We start from the raw sequence: 18,458 nt of genomic DNA, 5'->3' as shown, positions 1-18,458 counted from the left end.
ACCCCGCGGCATTCCCGACGGCGTCGTCAGGCTGCCCTGCGCTTGCGGCCGCTGAGCAGGTAGACCGCGGCGCGCAGTTCGAGCAGCGGGTCGTCCGAGGGATCGATTCCGGCTAACCGCGGAATGGGGTCGAAGATCACCTGCTTTTGCTGCGCGGCGTCGTCGGCCACCGGCTCGGTGAGTTCCAGCGTGCCCAGCTCCCTGACCTCCCGGTCGTCGGGCCAGCGAATGGTCGCATCGTCGATGGCGTCGCCGTCCTGCGCCAGCTGCACGGCCACGGTGAATCGCACCGGCGCGGCGGCGAGGCGCTCGGCCAGCTCCGTGAACAGGTAGTCGTCGCCTCGCGCCTGCACCGCGGTGTCGTCGAGGTATTCGGTGCCGGCTTCGGGAAGGACGCGGTAGCGCCCGTAGCTGCTCTGCCCCGCCGCGTTGGTGAACGCGAAAGCGTTGACGCCGAAGAACGACTCGCGGGAGAAGCTGGTCGGGAAGGGCTTGGGCGTCTGCACGAACCGCAGCGCCGCCGGATGGGCGCCGAGGAAGGCCTCCAAAGGCGACCCCGCCAGGTTGGCGGGGTCGCTGATGGCCTGCGCCTCCAGGAGTTCGAGGAATTCGTCACCGGTGCGAGTCGGGAACCCGTCGATCGAGTGGGCGATGATGTCGGTGTGCACGTGTTCGCCCAGCACGAACCGGATGCCGATGCCCTTGGGCAAGGAGTTGGGATCGGTGTCCGCAATGTGCGGCAGGCCGGTCGAATCCGAGAACCGGACCAGGACGGGTGTGGACGGTTGGCCGAAGTGTTGGGCGATCGACAGCTCGGCCGCCGCCGCCGACGGTGTGAAGTGCCCGGTCACCAAGGTCCCCTTGCCGTGGGCGGGCCGGATGCCGGGCTGTTCGCCGAAGATTTTCGTGAAGGTCGCGAGGATGCGGTCGCTCAGTTCCAGGAGGTGCTGGTCCGTCGGCAGGGGCATGCGTTTCTCCGTCCGGGCTGTGACGTGACCGCTTCACTGTAGAGCAGGCGGCGTTGGCCGGCGAGACGATGCGCGGGCCCGGGCGGCGTGGGCGTGCGCGAAAAATGCTTGATACGAGGGCCTTCGGCTAACGGTGCCACCACCGGGCGCATCCGCGCACCCGGATCTAAACCGGCGTCAGCCGAACAGCAGCCCGGCCAGCTCGGTGAGGGACGACCCGGAGACGTCCCACGCGCCGGAGGGAGTCAGGTCGTCATCCTGGTCCGGACCGTATTCGGTGGGCCGGGCCACGAAACCCGTTGCCAGGCCGCATCGTTGGGCCGCGTCCAGGTCGGAGTTGTGCGCGGCGACCAACATGACCTCACCCGGATCGAGGTCGAGCAGCCGTGCCGGCGCGTGGTAGGCGGCCGGATCGGGCTTGTATGCCCTGCTGACGTCGCTGCCCAGCACAACGTCCCACGGGAGTCCGGCGAATTTGGCCATTTCGACGAGCAGCCCGGTGTTGCCGTTGGACAGTGGCCCGACGATCGCGTGCCGCTTGATCACCGTGACGCCCTCGACGCTGTCCGGCCAGGGTGGCAACCAACGCCACGCCCGGGCCAGCGATTCCAGCTCGTCGCCGGGCAACGCCTCGGGGGCGACGCCGACGTCGCGCAACGCGGCCTCCAAGTTTTCCCGATGCAGCACGTCGAGCGACACGAATCCCCGCTTGCCCGTGCGCACTTCGGCCATCGCGGGCTTATACCGGCTGCGCCAGTCGTCGGCGAAATCCAGCGGTTGTAGCGGGACCTGGTGCGTCCGCACGAATTGTCGCACCGACTCGGCTATTCCCGACCGCCAATCGACGACGGTTCCGAAGGTGTCGAACAGGACGGCCCGCACACGCCGGCCGGTGGAGGGGGAACGGTAATCGCTCATGTCGCAACCCACGGTACCGGTCCCGGCTCGCGCCGGCGGCGCGTCGGGACCACCCGAAGTACTCTCGCGCTCGGTGGGCCCAAGCGCGACGACGGGAGGCGGCGGTGACGGACGCGGGTGACGGTGGCGGGGGCCACCCAGACGGTGAGCGCACAACGAGGCGCCGCTACCTGATCGTCGGTGCCGGCGCCATCGGCGGCACCATCGGTGGGGTGCTTGCACGGGCCGGTGCCCCGACCGTGTTGGTGGCGCGCGGCCGGCACGCCGACGTGCTGGCGGACGTAGGCCTCACCTTGCGCACGCCCGACGGCATCTTCATCACCCCGGTCGAGGCGGCGTCGCGCCCGGAGGACGTCCGGTTGAGCGCCGGCGACGTCCTGGTCTTTGCCACCAAGACGCAGCAACTCGACGCGGCGCTGGCCGACTGGGCCGATCGACCGGTGCACGGACCGGGCGGCGTCCTCGGCACCGCGGGCGACCTGCTGCCCGCGCTGACCGCGCTGAACGGGGTAGTGGCCGAGGAGAAAGCGCTGCGCTATTTCCGGCGGGTGTTCGGTGTCTGCGTCTGGTTGCCGGCGGTGCACCTCGAGCCCGGGGAGGTGATCGCGCGGTCCTGGCCCGTCGCGGGGCAGTTCCACGTCGCCCGTTGGCCGGCGTCGATCAGCACGGCCGAGGACGCGCGGCTGCTTGCGGAGATCGCCGAAACCTGGACGGACGCCGGCATTCTCGTGCGCATCGTCGACGACGTCGCTGCGTGGAAGTACAACAAGTTGCTGAGCAACCTGGGCAACGCGGTGGGGGCCCTGACGGCCGGCGCGACCGATGCGGCGGATGTGGTCGACGCGGTGCGCCGCGAAGGCGAGGCGGTGCTGCGGCGCGCGGCGATCGACTTTGTGCCGTTCGAGAAATCCACGGCGGCGCGGGCCGACGGGCCGTCCGTGCGACCGGTGCCCGGCTGGGACGGCGGCCCCAACAACTCCACCTGGCAATCGTTGAGCCGCAACACCGGCAACGTCGAGACGGACTTCTTCAACGGCGAGATCGTCCGGCTGGCCCACCGGCACGGTGGCGCCGCGCCGCTGAACGGCGCGTTGGCGCGCGCCGCACGCGACGCGGTGCGCGGCGGTCGGGGCGCCGGCGAATACTCGGCGGCCCAGCTGCGCGGCCTGCTAGGGATCGACGCGGTCGGGGCCGCCCACGACTGATCGCCGGCGGCGTACGCTCTCGTTAGCAATGCGAAGAATCGCCGGCGGTGCGGGCACTTCCCGCGCGCGCCCGCGACGACCATGAGGGAGGCGGTCATGCCGCGTACGGCCGGTGACAGCTGGGACATCGTGACGAGTGTCGGATTCACGGCGCTGGCCGTCTGCGCCGCCCGTGCCCTCGACGCCAAGCTCGAGCCGCCGCTGGCTCACGACGACTTCGCCGCCGGGTTCGTCGCCGCCGCGGGCGAGCCGAACCTGAGCGCCGCGGTCGCCGACGCCGACCTCACCAGCCCCGCGGCCTTCAACGCGCAGTGGGTTGGCGTGCGCACCCGATTCTTCGACGACTTCTTCACCCGCGCCGACGTGCCGCAGGCGGTGCTCCTCGCAGCCGGCTTGGATTCGCGCGGGTACCGATTGGAGTGGCCGGCGGGCCACACGCTGTTCGAGGTGGATCAGCCGCGCGTCCTCGAGTTCAAACAACAGGTCCTGGACGCGCAGCCGGCCACGCCGTCGACCCGCCGCGTCACGATCGCCACCGACCTGCGCGAGGATTGGGCCGCGGCGCTCGTGGCGGCCGGTTTCGACCCGGGGCGGCCGACGGCCTGGGCGCTCGAGGGCCTGTTGCCGTACCTGCCCGGCGCCGCCCAGGACGCGCTGTTCGACAAGGTGCACGAGTTGTCGGCCGTCGGCAGCCAGATCGCCGCCGAACTGGGTCCGGCGCCCGGGGAGATCGCGGACTTCGCCGACAACGTGCCCACCATCAGCCAGGACGCCAATCAGCCGCCGGTCGCCGAGCTCTGGTATGACGACCCTCGCACCGATACGAAAGCCTTTCTGCGCGAACGGGGTTGGCGCGTCACCGGCGTGGACCTGGTGGACAAGGCGGCCACCGAATACGGACGGCCGTTCACCGAGCTGCCGGCCGTCTTCGATCGGCTGCTGCGCACCAAGTTCTTCACCGCCGTCCGCGAGCGCTGACCGACGGGTGCCGCCGTCACGTGACGGACGCCGGTTGTTCGCCTCGTCGTCACCGTGGTGCGCACTGGTTCTGGAAGCCTTGACCGACGGGTCGAACCGATTCGGCCCGCACCTTCGACAAGGGCGGCCATGACCGAACACTTGCGCGCATACAACAGCCTGTGGCAGGTCCGCAGTGACTCATGGTGCCGGCTGGAGGAAGCCGCAGACCGGCTGACCCGCCCGACGACCACCGGTGCCCTCAAGGACAAGTGGGCCGGGGCCTGCCAAGATCTGCTGAGCCGCCTGAGCACCCTGGAGCCGTACTGGGCCTACCCCGGGGCTCCCCAATTCGCGCGCGTCCAACGCCTTTTCGCCGGCGGTCACTACGACAAGTTCGCCCAGGCCGCCGCCCAGATCAACCGCGCGCTGACCACCGAGTCGTATCGGTCGGGCGATGTGGACAACGCCGGTGCCGACGAGCTCGACATGTTCCCCTCTGACCCGCGCCAGCTGATCGAGCACCAGCCGGCGTCGCAGCGCGACCGCCCCTACTTCGAGGTGCTCGTCGTGGAGAAGATGACCGAGGACCAAGAGCGGGCGCTGCGCAACGAGGTGCGCAAGTGGCGGCGCCCCGACGACGAATTCGTCTACGAGCTCGTCGTGGTCTCCAGCGGGGACGAGGCCCTCATCGCGGCGCGGCTCAACGTGAACCTGCAGGCGGTCGTCATCCGGCGGCGCTTCTCCCACCAGTCCACCCGGGACCTGTCGGCGCTCACGGAGTTCGTCGACGCCGCGGTGTCCGACGAACTCAACGACCACCAGACCCCCGAAGAACGCGCGCAGATCCTGGCCGTCGAGCTGGCGAAACTACGGCCCGAGCTCGACCTGTACCTGATGACCGAGATCGACGTGGAGGACATCGCCGGGCGGTTGGGCCAGTACTTCCGTCGGGTGTTTCACGCCCGGGAAGGCATGCTGGAGCTGCACCTGTCGATCCTGCACGGCGTCGCCGCGCGGTACCGCACGCCGTTCTTCAGCGCGCTCAAGCAATACAGCCACCGGCCGACCGGCGTCTTCCACGCCTTGCCGATCTCGCAGGGCAAGTCGATCGTCAACTCGCACTGGATCAAAGACATGGTGGGCTTCTACGGCCTGGACGTGTTCATGGCCGAGACGTCGGCCACCTGCGGTGGGCTCGATTCACTGCTCGAACCGACCGGCCCGCTGCGCGAGTCGCAGCAGCTCGCCTCGCAGGCCTACGGATCGCGGCACACCTACTTCGTCACCAACGGCACGTCGACGGCAAACAAGATCGTCACCCAGGCATTGGTGGCGCCGGGTGACATCGTGCTGCTGGATCGCAACTGCCACCAGTCGCATCACTACGGGATGATGCTCGCCGGGGCGAATGTCGTGTACCTGGAGGCATATCCGCTCAACGAGTACTCGATGTACGGCGCCGTGCCGCTGCGCGAGATCAAGTCCAAGCTGTTGGCGCTCAAACGCGCCGGCAAGCTCGACCGGGTCAAGATGATGTCGCTGACCAACTGCACCTTCGACGGCATCGTCTACGACGTCGAACGCGTGATGGAAGAGTGCCTGGCCATCAAGCCCGACCTCGTATTCCTTTGGGACGAAGCCTGGTTCGCGTTCGCACGGTTCCACCCCGTCTATCGCACGCGCACGGCGATGGCGTCGGCGCGCGCGCTGCGGGAGCGGTTGCAGGACCCGGAGTACCGGCGCCGCCACGAGGAGGAGCTGGCCGGGCAGCGCGGCGACGAGCCGAGCGACGACGACCTGCTCGAGCGGCGCCTGCGTCCCGACCCGGCGCGGGCGCGGGTCCGCGTCTACGCGACGCAGTCGACGCACAAGACGCTGACCGCCCTGCGCCAGGGGTCGATGATCCACGTCTTCGACCAGGACTTCGACCAGAAGGTCGCGGAGCCGTTCCACGAGGCCTACATGGCCCACACGTCGACCTCACCGAATTACCAGATCCTAGCGTCGTTGGACCTCGGCCGCCGCCAGGTGGCGCTCGAGGGCGTCGAGCTGGTGCAACGGCAGATCGAGAACGCCATGCAGCTGCGCGACGCGATCGACAACCACCCGTTGCTGAGCAAGTACATGCGGTGCCTGCGCACGTCGGACCTGATCCCGGAGGATTTCCGGCCGTCGGCCATCGCCCAACCGCTGCGCTCGGGGCTGCGAAACATGATGGCGGCGTGGGAGTCCGACGAATTCGTGCTCGACCCGTCGCGGATCACGCTTTACATCGGCCACACAGGTTATGACGGGGACACGTTCAAGCGCCAGCAGCTGATGGACCGCTACGGCATCCAGATCAACAAGACGTCGCGCAACAGCGTGTTGTTCATGACCAACATCGGCACCACCCGCAGCTCGGTCGCCTTCCTGGTCGAGGTGCTCGTCAACATCGCCCGCGAGCTCGACCAGAACATCTCGGAGATGAGCCTCGGTGAGCGGGAGCATTTCGAGCGCGCGGTCTACCGGCTTACCGAAATGTCTTTGCCGCTACCGGATTTCAGCGGCTTCCACCCCGCCTTCCTGGATCACTCCGGCTCTCAACCCACGCCCGAGGGCGACGTGCGCCGCGGGTTCTACCTGTCCTACTACGACACCAACTGCGAGTACCTCAGCGGTCAGCAGATCGAGGAGCGGTTGGACGCCGGCGTGGACGTGGTCTCGGCGACCTACGTGACGCCCTACCCGCCGGGATTCCCGGTACTGGTGCCTGGGCAGGTGTTCAGCCACGGCATCCTGCAGTTCATGCGCGACCTCGACACACCCGAAATCCACGGCTATACGCCGAACTTCGGCTATCGGGTGTACACCGAGAAGGCCATCGAGATCGCGTCGGGCGCGACGGCGGTCGATGATCGGCGCAGCGACGGGGGGCCCGCCGAGCACCAGGCGCCGAAGCGCAAGCCCGGCAAGCGCGGCGGCTCGGGCGGTGACTCCACCGTGCCCGAGGTGGGGCACGACGAACTGCTCGGGCAGCAACATCCCGGTGATGCGCTCACCACGCCCCCGCCGGGCGGCGGTAACGGCGCTTCCCGCGTCGGGGCGGCCGAACCCGGCGGCGACTAGCGGTCCCGGCGCCGCTCGAGGATCGGCAGCACTCGCTCGGCCCACCGAATGTTTTCCTGCTCCAACGCGATTCCGCGCAGCAGGGTCAGGTAGGGACCCACCCGCTCGGCGTGCGCCAGGTAGTCGTCTTCGGCGCGGTCCTCGAGCAGGCGTGTCCGCAACCGCTCGTAGCGGTGCAGTTTTGCTGTCGCCCGGTGCAGTCGCTCCCGCACAAAAGTGACGATGGCGCCCGCGTCGCCGGCATCGGATGCCTGAACCTTGATCATCAGTTCGTCCCGAATGACCGACGCCCGAGGCGCCTTGGCCGTGAACTGCGCGATCGCGTCGCGGCCCGCGTCGGTCAGGGAGAACATGCGCTTGTTCGGTCGGCGTTCCTGCTGCACGACCCGGGCCTCGACGAGACCCTGTGCGGCCAGCCGGTCGAGTTCGCGGTAGAGCTGTTGCGGGGTGGCCATCCAGAAGTTGGCGACCGAGGCGTCGAAGCCTTTGGCCAGGTCGTAGCCGGACGCCTCGCCCTCGAGCAGGGCGGCCAGGACGGCGTCACGCAGCGACACCGGCGAAGAATACCCCGAGATAGTCAACAAAGTGATTAATCACCCTATGGACAGCTGTCAGCGACCGAGCTAGTGTCAGGCTCGACTATTCAACAAATTGACTATGCGAGGTTCCCGATGCATCCCTTCCGCAAAGCCGTCGAAGAACGCGACGAGACTCGCATCCAGGCTTTGCTGGCCGACGACGTGGTGTTCACCAGCCCGGTGGCCTTCAAGCCGTACGTCGGCAAGCCGATCACGGCCGCGATCCTGCGGGGCGTGCTGCGGGTCTTCGAGGACTTCCGCTATGTGCGCGAGATCCGCGACGCCGGCGGCCGGGACCACGCGTTCGTGTTCGAAACCGGCATCGCCGGCGCGCCGGGCGTTCGCGTCACCGGCTGCGACTTCCTGCACTTCGACGACGACGGGCTGATCGACGACTTCATGGTGATGGTGCGGCCGCTGTCGGGCGCGACGGCGCTGTCCACCGCGATGGGGGCGCAATTCGAGCGGATCCAGCAAGAGGCGGTCCTGTTGGCCGAGCAGTTCAGCGGCGCGTCATAGTAATGACCATGCGAATCGGTTTGGGCATCAATTACGCGGGTGGATTCAAGGATGTGGCCGCGGAAGTCGCCGACCTCGAGCACGCCGGGCTGGACATCGTGTTCGTGCCGGAGGCGTATTCGTTCGACGCGGTCAGCGCGCTCGGGTATCTCGCCGCCAGCACCGAACGAGTGGGGTTGGCGTCGGGCATCCTGCAGCTCTACACCCGAACCCCCACGCTGACGGCGATGACCGCGGCTGGCTTGGACTACGTCTCCGACGGTCGGTTCACCCTCGGCCTGGGCGCGTCCGGGCCGCAGGTGATCGAGGGTTTCCACGGTGTGCCCTATGACGCCCCGATCGGCCGCACGCGCGAGGTGATCGACATCTGCCGCCAGGTGTGGCGGCGCGAGACCGTCAAGCACGAGGGCAAGCACTACACCATTCCGCTGCCCGCGGGGCAGGGCACCGGGCTGGGTAAACCTCTCAAGCTCATCAATAAGCCGGTGCGCGAACGGATTCCGGTTTTGGTGGCCGCGCTGGGGCCCAAGAACGTCGAATTGGCGGCCGAGATCGCCGAGGGTTGGCAGCCGATCTTCTTCCTGCCGGAAAAGGCCCACGACGTGTGGGGTCAGGCGCTGGCCGACGGCCGGGCCAAGCGCGACCCGGCGCTGGGTGAGCTCGACGTGTTCGCCGGGCCCGTGCTGGCCATCGGTGAAAACGTCGAGCCACTGCGGGAATTCGTCAAACCGCACCTGGCGCTGTACATCGGCGGGATGGGCGCCAAGGGCAAGAACTTCTACCATGCGTTGGCGACCAAATACGGCTATGGCCCGCAGGCCGACCGGATCCAGGAGCTCTACCTGGCCGGCGACAAGGAGGGCGCCGCCAAGGTCGTTCCCGACGAATTGGTGCGTGACGTGAACCTGATCGGCAGCCGCGAGTTCGTCAGGGAGCGGTTGGCGGCGTTCCGCGAGGCGGGGGTCACCACGCTCAACGTGTCACCCATCGCCGAGACGTCGGCCGAGCGCGTCAAGCTGATCGAGACTCTGCGCGGCCTGATCTAGCGGGCGGCTTGCCGGTGTCGATCCCGGCGTAGCCGCAGCGCGCGGGCGACGGCCGCGACCAGGGCGAGCACCGCCATCACACCCAGGATCCAGGCGGAGACCGGCGCGCTCGTGGTCGCCAGGACCAGCGGTAGCCCGAAGCCGAGGTAGGTCACCACGTAGAACAGCCCGGTGAGCGCGCCGCGAAGGTGCTGCGGGGCGGCGGCCTCCAAGTCGATCAGGCCCTCGCGCAGGCACAGCCCCGACGCGCAGCCCAAGACGAGCAACAGCGGCAGGCCCAGCGCCGGCGTCAGGCCGGGCGGCGCCGCCGCGGTGACCGCGTAGCCGAGCGCGGCCAGCACGGCGCCGGCGGTTCCCGTCCGCGGCCCCCACCGCAGGGCGCGGGCCACCACCTGGACGACGCCGCTGATGCCGTTGACCAACAGCGTCGCGACGCCCGCGGCGATCGGCGCCGCGAGGGTGGTGTGAATGCGGCCCGGGATGGTGACGAAACCCAGGGTGGCCGAGGCAAACACCCACGGTGCCAGCGGCATCGCCCAACTCAGGGCGCGTGCGGTGCCCTGCGGGGCCGCCGGTGCCGGGCCCTCCGACATCTCCGGCACCGCCGGGGCCGCCGGCGCCGCCGCGGCGGGCTGCGCCGTCGCGGCGGTCAGGGCCGCCGCCAGCATGACGATGCCGGCGGCGACGCCGAAGGACAGCCGGACACCCGACCCGCCGGCCCAGGCGATGAGGCCGCCGGCGAACGGGCCGATGGCGAACCCGGCGGTCAGCACCGCCCCGGCCGTCGCCGCGCCCGCCGCCCCACGCAGGTCCGACGCCCACGCGGTGCAGGAGCTGACCGCCAGGCCGACCCCGACTCCCACGATCAGCCGGCCCGCCAACAGGACGCCGGTCTCCTGGGAAACCAGCATCGCCGCCGTCCCGGCCAGCGTCGCCGCGGCGCCCGCCAGCGCCAGCGGCCGGCGTCCGATCGCGTCCGAGACGCGCCCACCGACCAGCAGCCCGGGAAGCAAGCCCACCGCATAGATGCCGAAGATCGCGTCCAGCGTCGTCGTGGACAGGTGCTGACGATCGCTGATCACGGGCATCAGACCGACGAAGTGGTTGGCCACCCAGCCCGTCGCCAGCAGCAGGGCCAGGACGCACGCGAACAACCCCCGGTCACCGGCGGCCTGCGATACCGGCCGACGGTCGCGGCCCGTCACAGCATTCGACGTCACCGATTCGCCCCTCCACTTTCGTGCCGACGCAGTACAACGCGACGCCGCCCCGGTACTTATTCCCGCCAGGCGGCGCGCCATGCACCGGCGACGCCGCAGCCGCCCTGCGACGGGGGCGCTGCAAACTCCAAGCGGCCGTGGGCACGTCACGTTCTCGGGTTTGAAACCAACCGATTTGGTGTACTGATACCACTACTCGGACCCAGGAAGGCAAACGATGAAGCAAATTGCGGCCGCCGCCCTCGCGATCGCGGTCATGCTGTCCAGCGCGTGTTCGGCTTCCCAGATCGTCAACACCGGCGGCGACACCAAGTGCAAAGACTTCACCTCGCAGGACGAGAAGAAGCAGAACGACGAAGTGAGCAAGATGCTCAAGGACAAGAGCGGCGCAGATCCCACCAACGTGGAGATCTCGGCGACGCGGCTGTCCGCGACGACCTACTGCCAGACCCTCGGCAAGCCGGACAGCAAAATCTCCGAAGCCCCCCACGGCTGAGCGCGCGCCGCCGTTTTAATCTCGCCTAGCCCAAATCTGGTGACCGGCGGTCACGGTTCCTAAGCTGCGCGGGTGATGTCGACCAGTCCCGCGCCGGCACGGGTGTCGCTGCGCGGGGTCGACCGGACCTACGGGAGCCACGCGGTCCTGCATCAGGTCGACCTCGACATCGAGCCGGGCGAGGTCGTCGCGCTTCTCGGGGCGTCGGGTAGCGGCAAATCGACGCTGCTGCGCCTCATCGCGGGCCTCGATCAGCCGAGCGGCGGGCGCATCGAGATCGACGGCCGCGGCGTGCGCGGCATCGACCCGCGCTGCGCCGTGGTGTTTCAAGAGCCGCGCCTGCTGCCGTGGCGGTCGCTGGCCGGCAACGTCGAATTCGGCTTGACGCCGGGCACACCGCGCGCCGGCGGCTCCGACGACGTCCGGCACTGGCTGGACGTCGTGGGTCTGACCCCGTTCCGGGACCACTATCCGCGCCAGGTGTCGGGCGGCATGGCCCAGCGGGCCGGCTTGGCGCGAGCCCTGGCCCGCCGCCCCGGTGTCTTGCTGCTGGACGAACCGCTCGCCGCCCTGGACGCCCTGACGCGCTTGCGCATGCAGGATCTGCTCGACGCGGTGCAGCAGGAGGCGGGCACCACCACGGTGCTGGTCACCCATGACGTCGACGAGGCGGTGATCCTCGCCGACCGCGTGCTTATCCTGCGCGCCGACGAAACCGGCGGCGCCGGCATCGCGGCGACATACGACGTGGCGATCCCCAAACCGCGCGACCGCGGCGACCCGCGGCTCACCGCGCTGCGCGAGCGGCTCCTCGACGAGCTCGGGGTGCCCCGCCGCGGCAGCGACAACGTCAGATCCGCCGTCGCAGAGGAGACGCAAGCATGGTGACAGGCCGCCCCGGCCGGCGAGCTCGACTGGCCTCGATCGCGGTGAGCGCGGGCGTGATCGCCGCGGCCGGCTGCGGATCGCACTCGGGCAGCTCCGCCGGTAAGGACATCCACCTCGACTACGCCTATTACAGCCCGCTGAGCCTGGTGGTCCGCGACCAGCACCTACTGGAGAACCGCGGCTACAACGTCACGTGGGTGCTCTCGGCCGGCAGCAATAAAGCCAATGAGGGCCTGCGGTCCAAGGCGCTCGACGTCGGGTCGACCGCCGGCTCGGCCGCGCTGGTCGCGCGCGCCAACGGGTCGCCGATCAAGAGCATCGACCTCTACGCCGGTGGCGAGTGGACGGCGCTGCTGGTGACCAAGAACTCGCCCATCAACACCGTCGCCGATCTCAAGGGCAAGAAGGTTGCCGTCACCAAGGGCACCGACCCCTACTTCTTCCTCCTGCAATCGCTTGCGACCGCGGGCCTTTCGCCGAACGACATCGAGATCGTGAACCTGCAGCACGCCGACGGCAAGACCGCCCTGGAGCGCGGCAACGTCGACGCGTGGTCCGGGTTGGATCCGTTCATCGCCGAGACGATTCAGCAATCGGGCTCGCGTTTCATCTACCGCAACCCGAGCTTCAACAGCTACGGGTTTCTCAACGCCCGGGAGGATTTCATCGCCGCCCACCCCGACGCGGTGCAGGCGGTTGTCAACAGCTACGAGGAGGCCCGCAGGTGGGCGAAGGCGCATCCCGATCAACTGGCAGCGTTGCTGGCCTCGCAGGCGAACATCCCGCTCAGCGTGGCGCAGGAGGAACTGACGCGGACCCTGGTGGACATCAACCCGGTGCCGGGGGACGCGCAGCGGGCGGTGCTGACCAAGGTGGAGCCGTTGGCGGTGGCCGACTCCGACATCAAATCCGACGACGCCGGCAACAACGCGCTGAACACGCTGATCGAGCCGAAGTACATCCTGCAGGCGCACTGACCGCGGGCTCGGCGCGGCTGGGGCGGCTGCGGCGGGTGCTGGTGGGGCTCGTCGTCCCGGTGCTGCTGCTGGTGAGTTGGCAGCTCGCCACGGCGGTCACGGGCTACTTCGCGCCCAGCCAGCTGCCGCCCCCCGGCGACGTCGTCTCCGCGCTCGGCGTTTTGCTGCGGCGCGGCGACCTGTGGACGCACCTGGGCGCGAGCGGGTCGCGGGTGCTGGTCGGTTACCTGTCCGGCGCCGTCGCGGCGCTCGCGCTCGGTTCGCTCGTCGGGCTGTCGCTGACTGCGCGCCGATTGCTCGCGCCGACCGTCGCCGCCTTCCGCACCGTGCCGTCCCTGGCCTGGGTTCCGTTGCTCCTGTTGTGGTTTGGCATCGACGAGACACCCAAGATCCTGATGGTCGCGATCGGCGCATTCTTCCCGATCTACACCACGACGGCGTCGGCGCTCGCACACGTCGACGCGCACCTGTTGGAGGTGGGGCGCGCGTACGGTCGGCGCGGTGCGTCGTTGTTGACGACGGTGATGCTGCCCGCGGCGGCTCCGGAGCTGGTCAACGGGCTGCGGCTGGGCCTGGCGAACGCCTGGTTGTTCGTGGTCGCCGCCGAGCTCATCGCCTCGTCGAAGGGCCTCGGCTTCTTGCTGATCGACAGCCAGAACACCGGACGCACCGACGTCATGCTGCTCGCGATCGTCTTGCTGGCCGCCCTGGGCAAGCTCAGCGACATGATCCTGGGCGCTTTGGAGACCCGGATCGCGCGGCGGCGCGGGTAGCCCACCGGTCGGCGACCAGCCAGCCGCCGGTCAGCAACTGCCACGACGTGATCGAGTAGACGCTGCCACGCTCCCACACCCCGGCCGCCAACACCCCAGGGTGCCCCGTCACCGAATTGACCGCCAGCACGGCCAGGCACGCCAAGCCCAGCGCCGCAAGCGCTTTCGACGCGCGGATGTAGACGCGCCGCGCGTTCTGAATCTCGACGGCCGTCGATCCCAGCGCGATGGCGACGTTGCCACCGGCGATGGCCAACACCGCGCCGACGACGTGCACCGTGCCGCTGTGCACCGTCGCGATCACCACATTGCCTGCCGCATTGACTCCCGCCGCCGCCACGAACGCGAAGCTCCGGCGCGGCCGCCCCGGTACGCTCAGCAGCGCGCCGAGGAAGAACAACACGCCCTGCCCGACGAACGCCACCCGCAGCCACACCGCGCGCGGCGAATCGATCACCTGACCGTGCACCGTGGCACCGCTCGGCAGGGCAAGGTCGCTGATGTAGTTGCGGGCGTAGCTGTAGGCGGGGTGAAAGCTCGCGGCGGCGACCGCCTCCAGGGCCAGGTACCCGACGGCCGCCACCGCCCACAGCATCGCCCCCCGCACCGCCCGGCCTCCTCCCGCGACTTGACCCGAGCGTAGGCAATGCCCGCAGAATGGCGCGATGCGGGCGACGCGACGGGTGGGGAAGATCGCCGTGGCTGCGGCCGCGACGCTGGTGGCCCTGAGTGGTTGCGGCGCGCCCTCCGACCGCGGCGCAGCCTCAGGAGACGTCGCCGGCCCCGTCGACATCGGCGGGGGCCGCCACCTCTACCTCACCTGCCGCGGAAGCGGCGCGCCCACAATCGTTTTGGAGTCCGGTTACCACAACTCGGCGGACCCGTGGACCCAGTCCGACGCCGCGGTGCCGGCGGTCGGCCCCGCCGTGCTGCCCGCCCTGGCCGCCGATCACCGGGTCTGCGCCTACGACCGGCCGGGCACGCTGCGCTACGCCGACCCACCCACCCTCACCGACCGCAGCTCGCCGGCCGCGATGCCGCGCACCGCGCACGACGTCGTCGAGGACCTGCATGCGCTGCTGGCCGCCGCGCACGTGCCGGGCCCTTACGTGCTGGCGGGGCACTCGCTGGGCGGACTGTTCGCCAGGCTCTACGCGCAGACCTTTCCCGACCAGGTGCGCGCGGTGGTGTTCGTCGACGCGTTCGCCGTGGAGATTCCCGGACTGATGGGATCGAACTGGCCGGCGTACCGCCGGATGCTGGATCGGCCGCTGCCGCAGTTCACCGACTCGTCGGTGTACGAGGAGATCGACATCGACAAGAGCGTCGAGCAGGTCGCCGCGGCGCCGGCGTTTCCGGCGATACCGACCGTCGTGCTGACCCGGACGGAGCCGTTCGCCGTCCCTCCCGAGGTGCCGCCCGAGCAGGGCGCCGCGTTGGAGCAGGCGTGGCGGGACGCCACGGCGAGCCTGATCGGGCTGCGTCCCCAGACGCCGCACCTGATCGCCACCGGCAGCGATCATTTCGTCCAGATCCACCAACCGGACCTGGTGGTGGCGGGAATCCGGCTCGCGCTGCGCCGGTCGGGCGGCTAGAAGAAGAACCCGGCGTGCGGGGCTTGGGGCACCGCGAACAACCGGTCGGCGGCGTCGAGTGCGCGCGGGTCGGCGCTGCGGGCCAGCCCGGCGAGGGCGAGCTCGCGCCACGTCGCGCCGCCGAGCAGGACCCCGGCGAGCCCCTCGACGTCGACCTCGAGTTCCGCCGGCCGCCCGGTCGGTTCGGCACCGGCGCCCGTGATCGCGTACGTGCCCGAATTGCTCTGCAGTAGCGGATCATTCACCGCGACGGTGATCTCACCCGCGCCGAGGTACCGGCGTTTGGACAGGGCCTGCGCAACGTCGACGACACGCAGCCACGTCTCGTCGTGGACCGCGGTCACGCGGACCGCTCGCCGGTCGGCGACGAGCCAGGGCATCGGGTCGTCCAGGGGAAGCATCCAAAAGACCACTCGGTCAACGAGATCGAGTTCGAGCAGGAAACGCAGCAGGCCTAGGTAGGCCGCGGCGGTGGGCGCGAAGAAATCCTCGACCACGATGCTGCGCTGCCGGCTGACGAACCACTGGTCGGTGTCCGCGGGGCGGTAGCGGACGAAGCCGGATTCCGCTCCCGGATCGCCGTGTACCGCCACATAGGTTGGGCCCGGCGATGATTGAGTCCGCAACCGCACGCCCTCCCACCACGCCGGCGGCCGGTCGATGGTGCCCGGGCGGCCCGGACGGTGTTCGGCGTAAATGCGGGGCAACGTCTCCCACGCGTGTGCGGCGTCGAGGAGCCGCACGGGGCCTCCGGCCCCGACGCCGGGACGCAGAGCCGCCCTCGACGTGTCCACCTCGACGGACTGCGACACTGTGGCGACGCCGTAGCCGTAGCGCCCGTAGATGGTGGCCTCCGAAGCCCGCAACGTCGCCACCGCCTCGCCACGCGCGGCGACGTCGCGCAGTTGGTGGTCGATCAACGCGGTGGCCAGGCCCCGTCGGGTGTGCGACGGCAACACGCCGATGTGGGTGACCGCCGCGTGGCCGACGACCGCGCCGCCGGGCAAGGTCAGCCCGCTGGTGACGGCGTCGGCGGTGCCGACGAGCTGACCGTCGACGAAGGCCCCGATCGTTCGGCCCGGTTCCAGTAGTCGCGTGATCTGGCCCGGCGCCAACTCGGGCAGGGGCGGGAAGCCGATCATGGCGGTGCGGAAGACGTTCGCCGCCGCGATCAGGTCGCTCTCGGTGTCGAGTACGCGGATCTCTGTGCTCATGCCGTCATCATCTCCGGCGGGACCGGTGCCCGGTGTGGGCGGCTTTGGAATCGGCATGATTCCTGGCGGCCCACCGGTTAATCGCCTGTCGCGCCGCCGCGCGGCACCATCGGGGCGGTCGCGCAACGAAACGCCACCAGGAATCCGGTCACTAAAATTTGTGTTACACGGCGTGCTGGCAGGTTCGCACCCTGCGGTCGTTCCTGTACATCGACGAAAGAAGCCCTGCCGATGCCTGATTCGTCAACGCGACTGCATCTCGCCGCGGCGCTGGACGGCGCGGGATGGCACCCCGCGGCGTGGCGGGAACCCGACGCCCGGCCCGCCGAGGTGTTCGGAGCTCGTTACTGGGCCGATCTGGTCGGCGAGGCCGAGCGGGGCGCGCTGGACTTCGTGACGATCGAAGACTCGTTAACGGTGCAGTCAGACGACCCGTTGTCCCCCGATTCCCGGACCGACCGCGTCCGCGGTCGGCTGGACGCGGTGCTCATCGCCGCCCGCGTCGCGCCGCGCACGCGCGGGATCGGGTTCGTGCCGACCGCGATCGTGACGCACACCGAGCCGTTCCACGTCTCGAAGGCCATCGCCACCCTGGACTACGTCAGCACCGGCCGTGCCGGGGTCCGCGTGCAGGTTGCGGCGCGGGCTGACGCGGCCGCACACTTCGGGCGCCGCTCGTTGCCGCAGCTGTCCCGCGACTTCCTCGATGACCCGGCGAGCCGGCAACAGCTCAGCGACTACTTCGCCGAGGCATCGGATTACGTCGAGGTGCTGCGTCGATTGTGGGACAGCTGGGAGGACGATGCGGAGATCCGCGACATCGCCTCCGGACGCTTCATCGACCGGCACAAGTTGCACTACATCGATTTCGAGGGCCGCTGGTTCTCCGTCAAGGGACCGTCGATCACCCCGCGGCCACCGCAGGGGCAGCCGATCGTCGCGGCCCTGGGCCACGGCGGCCCGTCCTACCAGTTGATCGCGGACAGCGCGGACATCGGGTTCGTCACCCCGCGCGACGCCGCGCACGCCGCCGACATCGTCGTGGAGATCGGTGCGCTGCAACGGGCCGTCGGGCGCGGCGAGGACGCCGCGGTCCGCCTCTTCGGTGACCTGGTGGTGTTCCTCGACCACACCTCCGCGGCCGCCCACGCCCGGCGACGCCGCCTCGACGCCGCCGCCGGCATCGAATTCGACAGCGATGCAACCAGTTTCGTCGGTACGCCGACGCAGCTGGCCGACCTACTGCAGGAGTGGCACGCCGCGGGCCTGGCCGGGTTTCGGCTACGCCCCGCCGCGCTGCCCCACGACCTGGTGCAGATCACCGAGGGTCTCGTTCCCGAACTGCGGCGCAGGGGCGCGTTCCGCGACGCCTACGCGGCCGACACGCTGCGCGGAACGCTCGGGTTGGCCCGCCCCGCCAACCGCTACGCGAACGCCTGACCGCGAAGGAACTCTCCAATGACCAAGCCGACAAAGCAAATTCATCTGGCCCGCTCGTAGCGTTGGCCTTCGGCCAAAAAGCCTCCGCGGCGGAAGTTCTCGCCGGTGAAGGCGTCCCAGGACGTCACCACGTTCCACGCGGCGCGGCCGGCGGACAGGTGATCGAGCGAGGCGAACTGCCGCGCCACCTCGTAGGGCTCGTTGAAGGTGGAGTTGATGGTGCCGGTCAGCCCGATGCGTTCGGTGACCGCCGCCAACGCGGCCAGCACGGTGAACGTGTCGGGGCGGCCGACGACGTCCAGGTCGTAGATCAGGCCGTTCTGCTCGCGCAACCGCAATCCCTCGGCCAGGAAGAGGAAGTCGAACTTGCCGCGTTCGGCGGTCTGGGCGAATCGCGCGAACGAGCTGAACTCGATGTGGCTACCGGCCGCCGGGTCGCTCCACACCGTGGTGTTGTTGACACCCGGGAAATGCGCGGCCAGATGAATTTGCTTTGTCGGCTTGGTCATTGGAGAGTTCCTTCGCGGTCAGGCGTTCGCGTAGCGGTTGGCGG

The 18,458-nt window shown here is 69.6% G+C and carries 17 protein-coding genes and 1 pseudogene; 11 read left to right on the top strand and 7 right to left on the bottom strand.

Annotated elements, in window-relative coordinates:
* Positions 1-26 precede the first annotated feature (26 nt).
* Both A5714_RS18130 and A5714_RS18125 read right to left on the bottom strand, forming a co-directional pair.
* Positions 27-968 (bottom strand): catalase family peroxidase, encoded by a 942-nt coding sequence (locus tag A5714_RS18130; protein ID WP_068287418.1) that lies wholly within the window; start codon positions 966-968, stop codon positions 27-29.
* Between the two features lie 177 nt (positions 969-1,145).
* Complete coding sequence (locus tag A5714_RS18125) at positions 1,146-1,886, bottom strand: haloacid dehalogenase type II (protein WP_068287415.1); 741 nt, start codon at positions 1,884-1,886, stop codon at positions 1,146-1,148.
* A 104-nt stretch (positions 1,887-1,990) separates the two neighbouring features.
* On the opposite strand from A5714_RS18125, the gene A5714_RS18120 reads away from it, so the two are divergent.
* The 3 genes from A5714_RS18120 (at position 1,991) to A5714_RS18110 (ending at position 7,159) form a co-directional block, all read left to right on the top strand.
* Positions 1,991-3,091: a ketopantoate reductase family protein gene (locus A5714_RS18120; protein WP_231975925.1), complete on the top strand. Its 1,101-nt coding sequence runs from the start codon at positions 1,991-1,993 to the stop codon at positions 3,089-3,091.
* 96 nt (positions 3,092-3,187) lie between these two features.
* On the top strand, positions 3,188-4,069 hold the full coding sequence (locus tag A5714_RS18115; protein WP_068072914.1) for an SAM-dependent methyltransferase: 882 nt from the start codon (positions 3,188-3,190) through the stop codon (positions 4,067-4,069).
* Positions 4,070-4,198: 129 nt separating this feature from the next.
* Positions 4,199-7,159, top strand: a complete 2,961-nt coding sequence (locus A5714_RS18110) for an aminotransferase class I/II-fold pyridoxal phosphate-dependent enzyme (protein ID WP_231975924.1) — start codon at positions 4,199-4,201, stop codon at positions 7,157-7,159.
* Here the strand turns inward: A5714_RS18110 and A5714_RS18105 are convergent.
* Positions 7,156-7,713, bottom strand: coding sequence for a PadR family transcriptional regulator (locus tag A5714_RS18105; protein WP_068072916.1), 558 nt, complete (start codon positions 7,711-7,713; stop codon positions 7,156-7,158). The genes A5714_RS18110 and A5714_RS18105 overlap by 4 nt on opposite strands.
* Positions 7,714-7,830: 117 nt before the next feature.
* Here A5714_RS18105 and A5714_RS18100 point away from each other — a divergent pair, with 117 nt between their 5' ends.
* Positions 7,831-8,256, top strand: coding sequence for a nuclear transport factor 2 family protein (locus tag A5714_RS18100; RefSeq protein ID WP_068072922.1), 426 nt, complete (start codon positions 7,831-7,833; stop codon positions 8,254-8,256).
* A gap of 8 nt (positions 8,257-8,264) precedes the next feature.
* The gene (locus A5714_RS18095) at positions 8,265-9,302 is read left to right on the top strand and encodes an LLM class F420-dependent oxidoreductase (protein ID WP_068287428.1); all 1,038 of its coding nucleotides are present in this window, start codon (positions 8,265-8,267) and stop codon (positions 9,300-9,302) included.
* On the opposite strand, the gene A5714_RS18090 is transcribed toward A5714_RS18095, so the two are convergent.
* Complete coding sequence (locus A5714_RS18090; RefSeq protein ID WP_068072924.1) at positions 9,299-10,507, bottom strand: MFS transporter; 1,209 nt, start codon at positions 10,505-10,507, stop codon at positions 9,299-9,301. The two genes, A5714_RS18095 and A5714_RS18090, sit on opposite strands and share 4 nt — an antisense overlap.
* Before the next feature lie 232 nt (positions 10,508-10,739).
* On the opposite strand from A5714_RS18090, the gene A5714_RS18085 reads away from it, so the two are divergent.
* From A5714_RS18085 to A5714_RS18070, 4 genes are all read left to right on the top strand, one after another.
* Positions 10,740-11,018, top strand: coding sequence for a hypothetical protein (locus tag A5714_RS18085; protein ID WP_068072926.1), 279 nt, complete (start codon positions 10,740-10,742; stop codon positions 11,016-11,018).
* Between the two features lie 102 nt (positions 11,019-11,120).
* Entirely contained in the window at positions 11,121-11,906 is a 786-nt protein-coding gene (locus A5714_RS18080) for an ABC transporter ATP-binding protein (RefSeq protein ID WP_197513778.1), read from the top strand.
* The gene (locus A5714_RS18075) at positions 11,900-12,883 is read left to right on the top strand and encodes an aliphatic sulfonate ABC transporter substrate-binding protein (protein ID WP_068287411.1); all 984 of its coding nucleotides are present in this window, start codon (positions 11,900-11,902) and stop codon (positions 12,881-12,883) included. The genes A5714_RS18080 and A5714_RS18075 overlap by 7 nt, the downstream gene beginning before the upstream one ends.
* A 71-nt stretch (positions 12,884-12,954) precedes the next feature.
* Positions 12,955-13,656, top strand: a complete 702-nt coding sequence (locus A5714_RS18070) for an ABC transporter permease (protein WP_068287420.1) — start codon at positions 12,955-12,957, stop codon at positions 13,654-13,656.
* Here A5714_RS18070 and A5714_RS18065 read toward each other — a convergent pair.
* The gene (locus tag A5714_RS18065) at positions 13,601-14,263 is read right to left on the bottom strand and encodes a DUF998 domain-containing protein (protein ID WP_197513776.1); all 663 of its coding nucleotides are present in this window, start codon (positions 14,261-14,263) and stop codon (positions 13,601-13,603) included. The genes A5714_RS18070 and A5714_RS18065 overlap by 56 nt on opposite strands.
* A 58-nt stretch (positions 14,264-14,321) precedes the next feature.
* Between A5714_RS18065 and A5714_RS18060 the strand changes: the two genes are divergently transcribed.
* The gene (locus A5714_RS18060; protein ID WP_068287407.1) at positions 14,322-15,251 is read left to right on the top strand and encodes an alpha/beta fold hydrolase; all 930 of its coding nucleotides are present in this window, start codon (positions 14,322-14,324) and stop codon (positions 15,249-15,251) included.
* Here the strand turns inward: A5714_RS18060 and A5714_RS18055 are convergent.
* The gene (locus A5714_RS18055; RefSeq protein ID WP_068287404.1) at positions 15,248-16,465 is read right to left on the bottom strand and encodes a GNAT family N-acetyltransferase; all 1,218 of its coding nucleotides are present in this window, start codon (positions 16,463-16,465) and stop codon (positions 15,248-15,250) included. The genes A5714_RS18060 and A5714_RS18055 overlap by 4 nt on opposite strands.
* 231 nt (positions 16,466-16,696) lie before the next feature.
* On the opposite strand from A5714_RS18055, the gene A5714_RS18050 reads away from it, so the two are divergent.
* Positions 16,697-17,905 (top strand): LLM class flavin-dependent oxidoreductase, encoded by a 1,209-nt coding sequence (locus tag A5714_RS18050; RefSeq protein WP_068287401.1) that lies wholly within the window; start codon positions 16,697-16,699, stop codon positions 17,903-17,905.
* A 44-nt stretch (positions 17,906-17,949) separates the two neighbouring features.
* Here the strand turns inward: A5714_RS18050 and A5714_RS18045 are convergent.
* Positions 17,950-18,414: pseudogene (locus tag A5714_RS18045) on the bottom strand (LLM class flavin-dependent oxidoreductase); the annotation flags it as partial.
* Positions 18,415-18,458: the final 44 nt, after the last annotated feature.

It is taken from the genome of Mycobacterium sp. E2462 (genome assembly GCF_001672685.1).
Taxonomy (GTDB): Bacteria; Actinomycetota; Actinomycetes; order Mycobacteriales; family Mycobacteriaceae; genus Mycobacterium.
Note: the sequence above shows the minus strand (reverse complement) of the source record. Positions and strands in the feature narration are given on the sequence as shown.